Genomic DNA, 13000 nt, shown 5'->3' with positions numbered 1-13000 from the left:
CCCGTTACTCCGTCAGTCGTGCGGCCTGCTCGGACGCGGGAAACCGTTCCCTGAGCCTCGCCGTCAGCGCCCGCTGACGCGCCGCCTCATCACCGGCTCCGGCAATCCTGATCCCCAGCCAGAGCCCTGCAGGATTCTCCTCGACGGACGCAGTGTAGCGTGAATACCAGGCGCCTGCGGCATTCAGCTCGCCCCGCGCCAGGCTCCACTCGGCCAGACCGCGCAGGGCTGGCGCATAATCCGGCTCGATCCGCAGGGCGCGGCGCCAATAGCGGTCCGCGCGCGGCACCGGGCCGGAGGCGTTGGCCTGAACGAGGCATTGCGCGGCATTGCTGAGTGCCATGGCGCGACCGTCGTAGCGGCGCAGCGCGGCGGCCTGGCGCCAGTGCTCCACGGCGGCGACCGTCTGCCCGGCACGGCACAGGAAACCCGCGTAGTTATTCAGCGCCGCCCCGCTGCGGCCACTGAGCGACAGCGCGCGGCGATAGTGGCGCTCGGCCCGGACGGGCTCCGCCAGCCGGTCGCGGATCTCGGCGGCCACCAGATGGGCATCCACCCGATCATCGTCCTGGGCCAGGGCCTGACTGACCTTGGCCAGCGCGGTCTCAAGCGCCCCGTTGCGCAGATGATAACTGGCGATTTCAGTGTTGGCGCGGGCGGCCATGGATGCCTGCTCACCGCTGGCCGGCCCGGTCTGCTGGATCGTGCACCCGACGATCCCCAGCAGCAGCAGGACCGACATCAGGCTACGCATCAGGCGTTGGCCGAGGGGGATCCGCGCTTGCCCTGGTTGCGGCGGTTGATCACCTGCCCCACCAGCTGCCCGCAGGCCCCGTCAATGTCCTGCCCCCGGGTGCGCCGGGTGGTGGTGATGAAGCCCGCGTTCTGGAGAATCTCCGAGAAACGCTGGATACGCGACCGCGGCGAGGCCTCGTAACGCGTACCGGGAAAGGGGTTGAACGGGATCAGGTTGATCTTGGAGGGGATATGCCGGAGCAGCCGGGCCAGCTCCCGCGCCTGGGCGTCGCTGTCGTTGACGCCATCGAGCATGACGTATTCCCAGTAGATGCAGTGATGCGGGGTGTTGCCCAGATAGTGCTCACAGGCGGGCAGTAGCTCGCGCAGCGGATACTTGCGGTTGATCGGCACGATCTCGTCGCGCAGCGCATCGTTGGGCGCATGCAGCGAGACCGCCAGGCTGATGTTGCTGACATCCGCCAGCCGGTAGAGCGCTGGCACCAGCCCCACGGTGGACAGCGTGACGCGGCGCCGCGACAACCCCCAGGCGTAGGGGTCGACCATCAGGTTGGTGGCGGCGATGACGTTGCGGAAGTTGGCGAGCGGCTCGCCCATGCCCATCATCACCACATTGGTGACCCGGCGCCCGCGCCCCTCGTCCTCAAGGGCCTGGGTGGCATAATGCAGCTGGCCGATGATTTCCGCGGCGGACAGGTTGCGGTTGAAGCCCTGCTTGCCGGTGGAGCAGAACCCGCAGTCAAGCGCACAGCCCACCTGCGATGAAACGCACAGCGTGCCGCGCCCGCGCTCGGGGATATAGACCGTTTCCACCGCCTGCCCGCTTTCCAGGGCCAGCAGCCACTTGCGCGTGCCGTCCTCGGACTCGCGGTCGAAAATGGCGCGCGGGACCTGCAGCTCAGCCACGTCGACGAGTTTGCGCCGAAACCCCTTGGCCAGGTCCGTCATTGCGTCAAAGTCGAACACCCGGCGCTGGTGCAGCCATTGCCGCAGCTGCTTGCCGCGGAATGGCTTTTCATCGAGTTCACGCAGCAACCCGTCCAGCCCGGCCGCATCCAGGCCGAGCAGGTTGAGCCGTCCGGACTCGGTGCGGGGCTGACCGTCAGCCGCGGCTGTGGAGGTCATCTTCACCAAAGAAAAAGGCGATCTCTTCGCGAGCCGTCTCGGGCGAGTCCGAACCATGGGCGGCGTTCGCATCAACCGTTTCCGCCAGGTCGTGACGGATCGTGCCGGCAGCGGCCTCGGCCGGGTTGGTGGCGCCCATCACTTCGCGGTTCTTGCGGATGGCGTCATGGCCCTCGAGCACCTGGACCATCACCGGCCCCGACATCATGAAATTGACCAGCGCGGTGAAGAACGGGCGATCGCGATGCACGGCGTAGAACGACTCGGCCTGCGCCTGGGTCAGGTGGGTCATGCGCGCGGCGATGATCTGCAGGCCCGCCATCTCGAAGCGGCGATAGATCTCGCCGATGTTGTTCTGGGCGACGGCGTCGGGTTTGACGATGGAAAGGGTGCGTTCAACGGCCATGCAATGAGCTCCTGTGTGTGTTGATCAAGACAAGCCGGTCAGTCTACCCAGCGGCTCGCCCAGCGACAATCACTCGACGGCAAAGCTCTCGCCACAGCCGCAGGCAGCGGAGACATTGGGGTTGCGAAAGCTGAACCGCTCATTGAGGCCTTCGCGCACGAAGTCGACCTCCATGCCCTCCAGGAACGGGAGGCTCTTCCGATCAATGACCACCGCAACGCCGTGCTGCTCGACCACCAGATCGTTGTCGCCCGGCGCCTCGGCGTAATCCACGGTGTACATGAAACCCGAGCAGCCCGAAGTGCGCACACCCAGCCGCAGTCCCATGCCCTTCTGGTGGCGAACCAGCGAATCGCGGATGTGGTCCGCCGCCCGTTCGGTCAGTTCAATGCTCATCGCTCGCTCCATTTTCCTGCGGCCACCCGGTCAATGCCGACCGCATGGCGTCTTCAATACACAGCGCCCCGGTGCGCGCTTCATCCGGCAGGCCGGCGGCCTCCGCCAGCCAGCGCCCGGTCACCGTCCGCGCCACCGCCGGTGTCCGGCCCTCGAGCCAGGCGGCGAGCCAGCCCGCCGCGCGAATGATCTCGACCTCGCCGAACACCTCGAACCGGGCCCCACGGATGACCGTCGCATCACCACAGAGCCAGCAGTCCACCCGGCAGCCCTCGTCGATCCGGCCCGCGCTGCCGTGCTGCCAGCCGCGGCGCTCAGCCGGTGCACCCAGATGCCGACGATCCCACGATCCCCGATCCGCCGGCATGGATTCAAGCCATTTCCAGCGCGGTTGTGACGCCGTAGGCAGAATCCACCGTCCGACGGCCTTCCTCGATCTCGCGCCAGAGGGGCGATATCCCGCGCAGCGCCGCCACAGCGGCCACCACCTGGGCGCCCGCCGCGTCGATGTCGGCCATTTCGGTGAACCGGCCGATGCTGATGCGCACCGAGGCATGGGCCAGCGCGTCCGGTCGCCCCATGGCGCGCAGTACATGCGAGGGACCATCGCGCCCGCTGCACGCCGAGCCGAACCCCACCGCCAGGTCACCGAGGGCGTCCCGCAGCGCGCCGCCATGCACCCCCGGAAACGAGACGTTGAGAATCGCCGGCGCCCCGTCGCCCCGACCGTTGATCACGACGCCGCCCGCGGCCTGCAGGGCATCGACGAGGCGCCCGCGCAGTGCGCGCTGACGCGCCTGCTCGGCGGCATCGTCGCGGTAACCCAGGGCATCGCCCATGCCCGCGATCAGACCCACCGGTAGCGTCCCCGAGCGCCGCCCCGACTGCTGGCCACCACCGTGCATCAGGGGCGCCAGGCGCACGTCGGGGCGCACGCAGAGTGCCCCGATGCCCTTGGGCCCGCAGCACTTGTGGGCCGACAGCGAGACCAGATCGGCATGCCGGTAGGGACCCGGCTCAGGCACCCGACCCACCGCCTGGGCCGCATCCAGATGCAGCCGTGCCCCCACCGCACTGACCAGCGGGGCCAGGCGTTCGATGGGCTGAATGACGCCGGTTTCATTATTGACCGGTGCCAGCGAGACCAGCGCCACGTCGGGAGCAAGTGCCGCTTCGAGGGTGGCCGGTGTCAATTGGCCGTCCGCCGCCACGGGCAGCCGCTCGACCTGCATTCCCGCCTCGCGGGCGGCTGCGTCGGCGGCGGCGAGAACGGCGGAATGCTCAGTGGCGGTGACCAGGATCCGGCGCCGTCCGCCACCGCGCTGGGCAACCGCCCGCGCCAGGCCGAGGATCGCCAGATTGTCCGCCTCCGTCGCCCCACTGGTCCAGATGACCTGAAAGTCGCGGTCGCCGAGGGTTTCCAGCACCTTTTCCTGCGCGGACTCGACCACCGCCGCCGCCCGGCGGCCGTGGGGATGAAGGCTCGCGGGGTTGGCAAAGATCCCGTCGGGCCCCTCGAGCGCCGCCATTCCGGCCGCCACCCGCGGGTCAAGCGGCGTGGTGGCCGCGTAGTCCAGATACGCGTGGGTCATGAGCCCTCGTTTTTCGAGCGATCCTGCATGCCACAGTCTTCGATATCGGGGATGTCGCTGTCGTTGACCTCGCCACCCAGCGCCCGCAGCGCATGGCACATCTCCTGCAGACGCTCGTCAGTGTGATGGACATGATCAAGGATGGCATTGATCGCATTGGCGACCGGATCGGGCATGTCCTGGGTGGCGCCGTAGGCATCAAACCCGATCCGGCGGGCGGTCTCCTCACGCCGCTGCTCCGCCTCGGAGCGTGGCGGTGCCTCGCTACCGATCCGCGCGACCCGCGCGGGGATGCCAACCATCGTCGCCTGCGCCGGCACGTCCTTGACCACCACCGCGTTGGAGCCGATCCGCGCGCCCTCGCCGACATCCAGCGGCCCGAGCACCTTGGCGCCCGCGCCCACCACCACGTCGTTACCCAGGGTCGGATGACGCTTGCCGGCCCGCCACGAAGTCCCGCCCAGGGTCACCCCCTGATAGAGCGTGCAGTCATCGCCCACCTCGGCCGTTTCGCCGATCACGACGCCCAGGCCGTGGTCGATGAAAAAGCGCCGCCCGATCCGCGCCCCGGGGTGGATCTCAATCCCGGTCAGAAGCCGCGCGATCAGCGCCAGAAAACGCGCCACGCCGCCCAGGCGGTGTCGCCACAGCCAGTGGTTCATCCGATGCAGGATCAGGGCATGGACACCCGGATAGCTGATCAGGACCTCGAAGTGATTGCGGGCCGCGGGGTCGCGGTCGAAGACGCAGTTGATGTCTTCACGAAGCCGTTTAAACATGGCGTCAGTATACTCGGGTGGCGTCACCGCCAGCCAGCCGGATTGTCATGGCCGCAGCCGCTTGAGCAGGCCCCGGAGCAGATCCACTTCGTCGACGCTCGGCCGCGCGCGGTTGATGAAATGGCGCAGCCGCCGAAGCATGACGGCGCGCGGGCCGCGGCGGGTATAACCCGTGGCATCGGCAAGGGCCTCGAGCTGGCCGTGCAGGCCCTCCAGATGGGCGCCGGTGGCGTACGGCGTCGCCGGCTCGGGACTGGGCACCGATCCACCGGCAACCGCGTCGCGGGCGACAAAGATCTCGTACGCCATCAACTGCACCGCCGCGGCCAGATTGAGCGCCGGGTAGTCGGGGTTGGCGGGGATATGAACCAGCCGATGGCAGCAGGCGAGCTCTTCGTTGGTCAGCCCGGTGCGCTCGCGCCCGAACAGCACCGCCACCGGTCCGGGTTCGGCGGCGATGGTGGCGGCCGCCTCCCGCGGTGTGAGGGCCGGGACTCCATCGCGCCGCGGCCGTGCCGTCAGCCCCAGACACAGCCCGGTATCGGCCACCGCCGGGGCGAGGGTCGCGTGCTGATCCGCCCCCGTGAGCACCGGTGCCGCGTGGGCGGCCATCGCGATGGCCTGCTCGTCGACCGCGCACTGCGCATCCACCAGCACCAGCCGGTCCAGCGCCATGGTCAGCATCGCCCGCGCCGTGGCGCCAAGGTTGCCGGAATGCGAGGTCCCCACCAGCACGAAGCGGCAGTCTGGGGTATTCGGATTGTTCAAGACACGGACTCCCCGGTTTGCTGTTATCATTGTCGATTACGCAGCGTTTCACGGCGTCGCACGTCGTCACCAGCCCGATTTCAGGACCGATTCATGCAACCGATGATCAACGTTGCGGTGCGCGCCGCACGCAGCGCCGGCAACATCATTGTCCACCATATCAACCGGCTTGACCGCATCAATGTCGAGGCCAAGGGCGAAAACGATTTCGTCAGCGACGTCGATCGCATGGCCGAGGACGAGATCCGTGCCAGCCTCAAGCAGGCGTATCCCGATCATGCCGTTGTGGGGGAAGAGCGCGGCGGGGCCGAGGACGCCGACTATTGCTGGGTGGTGGACCCCCTCGATGGCACCCTCAACTACCTGCGCGGCGTTCCGCATTTTGCCGTCTCCATCGCCCTGAAACACCGCGGCGCTCTGGAAGCCGGTGTGATCTACGACCCGGTCCGCCAAGAGCTGTGGACGGCGAAGCGCGGCGGCGGCTGTACCTTTGAGGGGCGGCGGATGCGAATCCAGCCACGCCCCTCCATCGACAACGCCTTGCTGGGGACGGGCTTCCCGCTACGCCTGCACGCCTACCACGATGCCTATCTGGGGATGTTTGGCGACGTCTTCCGCCGCGCCGGCGATCTGCGCCGCGGCGGCTCGGCCGCGCTGGACCTGGCCTATGTGGCCTGCGGGCGGCTTGACGGGTTCTGGGAGATCGGGCTCAAACCCTGGGACATGGCGGCCGGGGCACTGATGATCCGGGAGGCGGGCGGCATCGTCGGCGACTTTGCCGGTGGCGACGGCTATCTGGACACCGGCAACATCATCGCCGGCAGCCCCAAGCTGTTCGCCGACCTGGTGCGCACCATCGCCCCGCACCGCATCGAAGGGATCCGCGCCTGATCGCGGATCAGGCCACGTGCTGCTGCCGGGCCGGTGCCTGACCGGTGGACTTGAGGGTTTCGCGCACTTCACTCCAGCGCAGCAGTGACAGCTCGCCGGCGTGGGATTCCACCAGCGCGGTGCAGCTCTCCACCCAGTCGCCGTCATTGCAGTACAGCACCCCCTGCTGGTCGAGAATCTCGGCGTGGTGGATGTGCCCGCAGACCAGACCGTCAACCCCCGCCTCGCGCGCCTCGTGCAGGAGCGCCTCCTCGTAGCTGGCGATGTAGCGCATGACATTCTTGGTGCGCTGCTTGAGATGCGCGGCCAGCGACCAGTAGGGCCGGTTGAGCGCCTGGCGGACGCGGTTGACCCAGTGATTCGCCCGAATCAGCCAGGCGTACATCCGGCTGCCGAGTACCGCGACCAGGCGGCTGTACTGCACCACCGTGTCGAATTCATCGCCATGGAGCACGAGAAGGCGCCGGCCGTCCGCACACTCATGGGTGTCGCGCAGTTTGATGCTGATGCCCTCGATGGACATCCCGGCATAATCGCGCATCATCTCGTCATGGTTACCGGGGATGTAGACCACGCGGGTCCCCTGGCGGGCGCGCTCGAGGATGGTCTGGACGACCGCGTTGTGGCTGTCCGGCCAGTTGAAGCGTCGCCGGCGCATTTCCCAGATATCGAGGATATCGCCGACCAGGTAGAGGGTGTCGCATTCGATGGACTGGAGAAAATCCAGCAGGAATTCGGCCTGCGCCCCGCTGAATCCGAGATGCGTGTCGGAGATGAAAACACTCCGGTAGCGCAGCGGCCTGAGCATTTCGACGTCCGGCATGATCGTGTCCCCGTTGCCCATCTGAGGCGCATCGTAGCCGGGGTTTGTGACCGTCTCGTGACGTTGCTGCGGTTCGGGCTCAGGGCTGCTCGTCATCGGCATCCTCGCCTTCCTTCGGCGGCGGGACCAGATCCTCTTTACTGACGCCCAGCGCCAGCGCCGCCGCACTCGCGACATAAATGGATGAATAGGTTCCCACCAGCACGCCGACGATCAGCGTGACGGCAAAGCCGCGGATCAGCTCGCCGCCGAACAGCGCCAGCGCGAACAGCACCAGCAGCGTGGTCAGACTGGTCACCAGGGTGCGCGGCAGCATCTGATTGATGGAGCGGTTGGCGATGGACTCGGCCGTGCCCTTGCGGATCCGCAGGAAGTTCTCGCGGATGCGGTCGAACACCACGATGGTGTCGTTGAGGGAGTAGCCGATCACCGCCAGCAGCGCCGCCAGCACGGTCAGGTCAAAGGTCATGCCAATGGCGGCGAAGATGCCCAGGGTAACCACCACGTCATGCACCACGGCGGCCACCGCCCCGATGGCGAAGCGGTATTCGAAGCGGAACGCCACATACAGCAGGATCCCGCCCAGGGCGTAGAGCAGGGCCAGTCCGCCCTTTTCGGCCAGTTCGTCGCCCACCTGCGGGCCGACGAACTCGACCCGCCGCAGCTCGGCCGCCGGATTGTCGGTGCGCAGGGTCTCGAGGACCGCATTGCTCAGCGCATCCCCCTGCCCCGCATCCGGTGCCAGCCGGATGAGGATGTCACGGGCGGTGCCGAAGGTCTGGACCACGGCGTCATCATAGCCGTCCTCGGCCAGCACCTCGCGCACCTCGGTGAGCTCCACGGCCTCGGGATAACCCACTTCCACCAGCGTGCCGCCGGTGAAGTCGAGCCCCAGATTGAGGCCGCGCACGCCCAGAAAGCCGATGGCGGCCACGATCAGCACTGCCGTCAAAAGCGCCAGCGGACGGCGATAGGCCATGAACGCAATGTCGGGCTCGCGCTTGAAAAAATCCACAAGCGTCTCCTCAGATAGCCAGGCGGGCGCCGCGACGCCCGCCGTAAATCAGATTGACGACCGCGCGCGTGCCGAGGATCGCCGTGAACATCGAGCTGACGATGCCGATCGACAGGGTCACCGCGAACCCTTTCACCGGTCCACTGCCGAATGCGAACAGCACCACCGCCGCGATCAGGGTCGTCACGTTGGCGTCGGCAATGGTCGAAAAGGCCTTGCCATAACCGGCCTCAATGGCCTGCTGGGTGCTGCTGCCGCCACGCAGTTCCTCGCGGATGCGTTCGTAGATGAGCACGTTGGCGTCCACCGCCATGCCCACGGTCAGCACGATCCCGGCGATGCCAGGCAGGGTGAGCGTCGCCTGCAGCAGCGATAGCACCGCCACGATGAGGATCAGGTTGGCCAGCAGCGCGGCGTTGGCGATGATGCCGAACACCTTGTAGTAGACGGCCATGAAGACCACCACGAGCAGAAAACCGGCCACAACCGCAGCGAGGCCCTGATTGATGTTCTCCTGCCCAAGGCTGGGCCCGATGGTCCGCTCCTCGACGATCTGCATGGGCGCGGCCAGCGAGCCGGCGCGCAGCAGCAGGGCCAGATTGCGCGCCTCGCGCGAGCTCTCCAGCCCGGAAATGCGGAAGCGGCTGCCGAGCTGCTCCTGGATGCGCGCGATGTTGATGACCTCTTCGGTTTCGACCTGCCGGCGCACCACTTCGCCGTCGACACGACGCGGTTCGATCTGGGTCTCCTTGAACAGCACCGCCATGTGATCGCCGACCCGGTCGGCGGTTGTCCGGTTCATGACGCTGCCGCCGCTGCCGCTCAGGCGGATGTTGACCTGAGGCTGCCCGTTCTGGGTGTCGATACCGGAGGAGGCGTCGGTGATCGCCTCGCCGGTGATGATGACCTCGCGCTCGAGCAGGACATAGCCGCCGCCACGCTCGGGATAGCGCTCACTGCCGGGCGGGACCGGATCATCCTCATCACCGCGGTAGGGGAAGTTCGCCGAGTCCACCATCCGAAACTCGAGGGTGGCGGTGGCACCGATGATCTCCTTGGCCCGGGCCGTGTCCTGAACGCCGGGCAGCTGCACGACGATGCGGCTCAGGCCCTGGCGCTGGATCACCGGCTCGGCCACGCCCAGCTCGTTGACCCGATTGCGCAGCGTGGTCATGTTCTGCTCGACCGCCGCATTGCGCACCTCACGCTGCTTTTCCTCGCTCAGCGTCGCGGTCAGCAGCGGCCGGTCGTCGTCGCTCGACCCGGCATCAAAGCCGAGATCGAGATAGTCGGGGCTCAGCGTCGAGCGCGCCGCATCGCGGGCCTGTTCGTCGGCAAAGGCGAGTCGTACCGTGGTGCCTTCAACACTGGCATCCCGGTAGCGGATGTCGGCTTCGCGCAGCTGACGGCGAAACTCGTCGCGGTAGCCGGTCATGGTCTGATCGAGCACCGCTTCAACGTCGACGTCCATAAGAAAGTGGACGCCGCCGCGCAGATCAAGGCCCAGATACATGGGCTGACCGCCCACGCCCTGAAGCCAGTCGGGGGTGGCCGGCGCCAGGTTGAGGGCAACGGTGTAGTCACCGCCCAGCGCGAGTGCCAGCTCGTCCGCCGCCCGCACCTGTGCCTCGGCGCTGCCGAGGCGCAGCAGCAGGTGATCGTCGGTCAGCTCCTGCCCCTGTACCCGGATACCATCCGCGCTCAGCTGTTCGCTGATCCGCTCCCGTACGTCTGCCGTCGGGGCACCCCCCGACGCGCTGCTGATCTGCAGGGCCGGGTCCTGGCCGAAGAGATTGGGCAAGGCGTAGAGGCAGCCGGCCGCAATAACGGCCACCACCAGCACATACTTCCAGAGCGGATAGCGATTCATCATGCCTACTTCGACGCGTCGCCCTTGCCGGTGTCGTCCTTGCCACCCGCGTCGGCCTTATCGAGGCCCGCCTTCATGGCACCCTTGGGCAGCACCTGGGCCACCGCGCTTTTCTGCAGCCGCACCTCGACGCCTTCGGCGAGGCTCACGTTGGCATAGGTATCACCGACGTCGCTGATGCGACCAACGAGCCCGCCATTGGTCAGGACTTCATCGCCCTTGGACAGGTTCTGGACGAGCTTCTTGTGCTCTTTGGCGCGCTTCTGCTGCGGGCGGATGAGCAGAAAGTAGAAGATCACGATCAGTGCAATGGGAAAGATCAGACCGGTCAGACCGGCACCGGGCTGGCCACCGGACTGGGCCAGGGCATCGTTGATAAAGAAATCCATGGAAGTCTCCCTCGAATGAAAGGTCGGGATTATGTCATATCCGCTCGTCGGGCATGGAATGCCCGGGCGAATTCGTTGAAAGCCTGCGCCTCGATGGCCTCACGGATGGCCTGCATCAGGCGCTGGAAGTAGCGCAGGTTGTGAATGGTGTTGAGTCGGCCACCGAGCATCTCACCACAGCGGTCGAGATGGCGCAGATAGGCGCGACTGTAATGCCGGCAGGTATAGCAGTCACAGTCCGCCTCGATCGGCCGGATGTCATGGGCGAACCGAGCGTTGCGCAGTCGCAGGGTCCCGGTATCGGTGAACAGATACCCGTTGCGCGCATTGCGGGTGGGCAGCACGCAGTCGAACATGTCGATGCCGCGCGCCACACAGTCCACCAGATCCTCCGGCCGACCGACACCCATCAGATAACGGGGCTTGTCCGTGGGCAGCTGCGGGGCCAGCGCATCGAGCACCCGCAGACGCTCAGCCGGCGGCTCCCCCACCGATAGACCGCCCACGGCCATGCCATCAAAGCCGATGGACTCAAGCCCTGCCAGCGAGGCGGCTCGCAGGTCATCGTACATCCCGCCCTGGACGATCCCGAACAGCGCGGCCTCACTGTCGCCATGGGCCTCACGGCTACGCTCGGCCCAGCGCAGGGAGCGCTCCATGGAGCGCTTCGCCTCGGACCATTCCGCCGGCCAGGCCGTACACTCATCAAAGATCATGACGATGTCGCTGCCAAGGGCCCGCTGGACGGCCATGGACCGCTCGGCATCAAGGAATACGCGGGATCCGTCCACTGGCGAGCGGAATTCGACACCGGCCTCGGTCAGCCGCCGGCCTTCGGCAAGACTGAACACCTGGAAGCCGCCCGAATCGGTGAGAATAGGAGACGGCCAGTGCATGAAATCGTGCAGATCACCGTGCTCGGCGATGATCGAAGTGCCGGGCCGCAGCATCAGATGGAAGGTGTTGCCCAGCAGGATCTGAGCGCCGGTGCCGGCCACCTCCTCGGGCGTCATCCCCTTGACCGTCCCATAGGTGCCCACGGGCATGAAGGCGGGCGTGTCGATGGTGCCCCGAGCAAACTCAAGCCGCCCGCGGCGGGCCCAGCCGTCGGTCGCCGACAGCGTCAATCGCAGGCTCATGACCGCACCCCGCCGGCACCGGACAGGATCAACATGGCATCGCCATAACTGAAGAACCGGTACTCCGCCTCCACCGCATGCCGATAGGCGGCCAGGATCGACTCGCGCCCCGCCAGCGCACTGACCAGCATCACCAGTGTCGAGCCGGGGAGATGGAAATTGGTGATCAGCCCATCGATGACCTGAAACGGGAAACCCGGGTAGATGAAGATCTCGGTCTCGCCCTCGAAGGGCTGCAGCTCACCGGTCTGCGCCGCCGATTCGAGTGCGCGCACCACCGTGGTACCGACCGCCACCACGCGCCCGCCGCGGGCGCGGGTGCGCGCCACCGCCTCGCAGACACTGGCGGGCACCGAGAGCCATTCGGCATGCATGCGATGCTCTTCAAGGCTGTCGGTGCGGATGGGCTGAAAGGTCCCGGCGCCGACATGCAATGTCAGCGTGGCCGTCTCGATTCCATCCGAGCGCAGCGCCTCGAGCAATGGCTCATCAAAGTGCAGGCCCGCCGTGGGTGCGGCGACGGCACCGGGGCGCTCGGCAAACACGGTCTGGTAGCGCTGGCGATCATCCGGGCGGTCGGCACGCTTGATGTACGGCGGCAGCGGCATATGCCCGTGGCGCTCGAGCAGCACCGGCAGCGGCTCATCACCGGCGAAGCGCAGGCGGAAGAAATCGCCCTCGCGCGCCATCACCTCCACTGACAGATCACCCTCAAGGGTCAATGTCGAAGGAATCGCCGGCGTTTTATTGGCACGCAGCTGGGCCAGCGCCTCGCCCTCGCCGGTCAGCCGCTCGAGGAGGATCTCGACCTGCCCGCCCGAGGCCTTATGCCCATAGAGCCGCGCCGGCAGCACGCGGGTGTCATTGACCACCAGCAGATCCCCCGGCTGCAGATAGTCACGGATCGCCGGGAACTGCCGATCGGTGACCCCACCGGTGGCGGGATCGAGGACCAACAGGCGGCTGTCGGTGCGGTTGGGAAGCGGTTCCGAGGCGATCAGATGCGTCGGTAGCTCGTAATTGAAATCGCTGACTTGCATGCAGTGCTGTT

The 13000-nt window shown here is 67.0% G+C and carries 15 protein-coding genes; 1 reads left to right on the top strand and 14 read right to left on the bottom strand.

The window, feature by feature from the left end:
* Positions 1-4 precede the first annotated feature (4 nt).
* The 8 genes from pilW to BA899_RS02845 form a co-directional block, all read right to left on the bottom strand.
* Entirely contained in the window at positions 5-742 is a 738-nt protein-coding gene (pilW, locus tag BA899_RS02880) for a type IV pilus biogenesis/stability protein PilW (protein ID WP_159299660.1), read from the bottom strand.
* Positions 743-753: 11 nt separating this feature from the next.
* A complete protein-coding gene (rlmN, locus tag BA899_RS02875; RefSeq protein WP_110883118.1) occupies positions 754-1881 on the bottom strand; it encodes a 23S rRNA (adenine(2503)-C(2))-methyltransferase RlmN in 1128 nt (375 codons plus the stop codon).
* A complete protein-coding gene (gene ndk, locus BA899_RS02870) occupies positions 1859-2287 on the bottom strand; it encodes a nucleoside-diphosphate kinase (RefSeq protein WP_144347700.1) in 429 nt (142 codons plus the stop codon). The genes rlmN and ndk overlap by 23 nt, the downstream gene beginning before the upstream one ends.
* A gap of 69 nt (positions 2288-2356) precedes the next feature.
* Positions 2357-2683 carry an iron-sulfur cluster assembly accessory protein gene (locus tag BA899_RS02865; RefSeq protein WP_110883120.1) on the bottom strand — a complete coding sequence of 109 codons (327 nt, stop codon included), beginning with the start codon at positions 2681-2683 and terminating at the stop codon, positions 2357-2359.
* Positions 2673-3050, bottom strand: a complete 378-nt coding sequence (locus BA899_RS02860) for a hypothetical protein (RefSeq protein WP_159299659.1) — start codon at positions 3048-3050, stop codon at positions 2673-2675. The genes BA899_RS02865 and BA899_RS02860 overlap by 11 nt, the downstream gene beginning before the upstream one ends.
* A gap of 4 nt (positions 3051-3054) precedes the next feature.
* Positions 3055-4275 carry a cysteine desulfurase family protein gene (locus tag BA899_RS02855; protein WP_159299658.1) on the bottom strand — a complete coding sequence of 407 codons (1221 nt, stop codon included), beginning with the start codon at positions 4273-4275 and terminating at the stop codon, positions 3055-3057.
* Complete coding sequence (gene cysE, locus BA899_RS02850; protein WP_110883246.1) at positions 4272-5054, bottom strand: serine O-acetyltransferase; 783 nt, start codon at positions 5052-5054, stop codon at positions 4272-4274. Before cysE ends, BA899_RS02855 begins: the two co-directional genes overlap by 4 nt.
* A 45-nt stretch (positions 5055-5099) precedes the next feature.
* On the bottom strand, positions 5100-5822 hold the full coding sequence (locus BA899_RS02845; RefSeq protein WP_198515237.1) for an RNA methyltransferase: 723 nt from the start codon (positions 5820-5822) through the stop codon (positions 5100-5102).
* 93 nt (positions 5823-5915) lie between these two features.
* On the opposite strand from BA899_RS02845, the gene BA899_RS02840 reads away from it, so the two are divergent.
* Positions 5916-6713, top strand: a complete 798-nt coding sequence (locus tag BA899_RS02840) for an inositol monophosphatase family protein (RefSeq protein ID WP_144347705.1) — start codon at positions 5916-5918, stop codon at positions 6711-6713.
* A 7-nt stretch (positions 6714-6720) separates the two neighbouring features.
* Here BA899_RS02840 and BA899_RS02835 read toward each other — a convergent pair whose 3' ends face one another.
* From BA899_RS02835 to queA, 6 genes are read right to left on the bottom strand one after another with little or no spacing between them, the layout of a single operon-like run.
* Entirely contained in the window at positions 6721-7638 is a 918-nt protein-coding gene (locus BA899_RS02835) for a UDP-2,3-diacylglucosamine diphosphatase (protein ID WP_367951693.1), read from the bottom strand.
* A complete protein-coding gene (gene secF / locus BA899_RS02830) occupies positions 7616-8551 on the bottom strand; it encodes a protein translocase subunit SecF (RefSeq protein ID WP_159299657.1) in 936 nt (311 codons plus the stop codon). Before secF ends, BA899_RS02835 begins: the two co-directional genes overlap by 23 nt.
* Before the next feature lie 10 nt (positions 8552-8561).
* Positions 8562-10424, bottom strand: a complete 1863-nt coding sequence (secD, locus tag BA899_RS02825) for a protein translocase subunit SecD (protein ID WP_186295099.1) — start codon at positions 10422-10424, stop codon at positions 8562-8564.
* A 2-nt stretch (positions 10425-10426) separates the two neighbouring features.
* The gene (gene yajC, locus BA899_RS02820; RefSeq protein WP_110883126.1) at positions 10427-10810 is read right to left on the bottom strand and encodes a preprotein translocase subunit YajC; all 384 of its coding nucleotides are present in this window, start codon (positions 10808-10810) and stop codon (positions 10427-10429) included.
* A 29-nt stretch (positions 10811-10839) separates the two neighbouring features.
* Positions 10840-11949 (bottom strand): tRNA guanosine(34) transglycosylase Tgt, encoded by a 1110-nt coding sequence (gene tgt / locus BA899_RS02815; protein ID WP_159299656.1) that lies wholly within the window; start codon positions 11947-11949, stop codon positions 10840-10842.
* Positions 11946-12989 (bottom strand): tRNA preQ1(34) S-adenosylmethionine ribosyltransferase-isomerase QueA, encoded by a 1044-nt coding sequence (queA, locus tag BA899_RS02810; RefSeq protein ID WP_159299655.1) that lies wholly within the window; start codon positions 12987-12989, stop codon positions 11946-11948. The genes tgt and queA overlap by 4 nt, the downstream gene beginning before the upstream one ends.
* Positions 12990-13000 lie beyond the last annotated feature (11 nt).

The sequence above is a fragment of the Spiribacter sp. SSL99 genome (genome assembly GCF_009805925.1).
Taxonomy (GTDB): Bacteria; Pseudomonadota; Gammaproteobacteria; order Nitrococcales; family Nitrococcaceae; genus Spiribacter; species Spiribacter roseus.
This window is presented reverse-complemented; position numbering and strand designations above follow the sequence as displayed.

Excerpts from the sequence above, each read along its gene's own strand:
- BA899_RS02840 (WP_144347705.1), top strand. The coding sequence starts at position 5,916 with ATGCAACCGATGATCAACGTTGCGGTGCGCGCCGCACGCAGCGCCGGC.
- ndk (WP_144347700.1), bottom strand. The coding sequence starts at position 2,287 with ATGGCCGTTGAACGCACCCTTTCCATCGTCAAACCCGACGCCGTCGCC.
- yajC (WP_110883126.1), bottom strand. The coding sequence starts at position 10,810 with ATGGATTTCTTTATCAACGATGCCCTGGCCCAGTCCGGTGGCCAGCCC.
- queA (WP_159299655.1), bottom strand. The coding sequence starts at position 12,989 with ATGCAAGTCAGCGATTTCAATTACGAGCTACCGACGCATCTGATCGCC.
- secD (WP_186295099.1), bottom strand. The coding sequence starts at position 10,424 with ATGATGAATCGCTATCCGCTCTGGAAGTATGTGCTGGTGGTGGCCGTT.
- pilW (WP_159299660.1), bottom strand. The coding sequence starts at position 742 with ATGTCGGTCCTGCTGCTGCTGGGGATCGTCGGGTGCACGATCCAGCAG.
- BA899_RS02855 (WP_159299658.1), bottom strand. The coding sequence starts at position 4,275 with ATGACCCACGCGTATCTGGACTACGCGGCCACCACGCCGCTTGACCCG.
- tgt (WP_159299656.1), bottom strand. The coding sequence starts at position 11,949 with ATGAGCCTGCGATTGACGCTGTCGGCGACCGACGGCTGGGCCCGCCGC.
- cysE (WP_110883246.1), bottom strand. The coding sequence starts at position 5,054 with ATGTTTAAACGGCTTCGTGAAGACATCAACTGCGTCTTCGACCGCGAC.
- BA899_RS02835 (WP_367951693.1), bottom strand. The coding sequence starts at position 7,638 with ATGCCGATGACGAGCAGCCCTGAGCCCGAACCGCAGCAACGTCACGAG.
- BA899_RS02865 (WP_110883120.1), bottom strand. The coding sequence starts at position 2,683 with ATGAGCATTGAACTGACCGAACGGGCGGCGGACCACATCCGCGATTCG.
- BA899_RS02860 (WP_159299659.1), bottom strand. The coding sequence starts at position 3,050 with ATGCCGGCGGATCGGGGATCGTGGGATCGTCGGCATCTGGGTGCACCG.
- rlmN (WP_110883118.1), bottom strand. The coding sequence starts at position 1,881 with ATGACCTCCACAGCCGCGGCTGACGGTCAGCCCCGCACCGAGTCCGGA.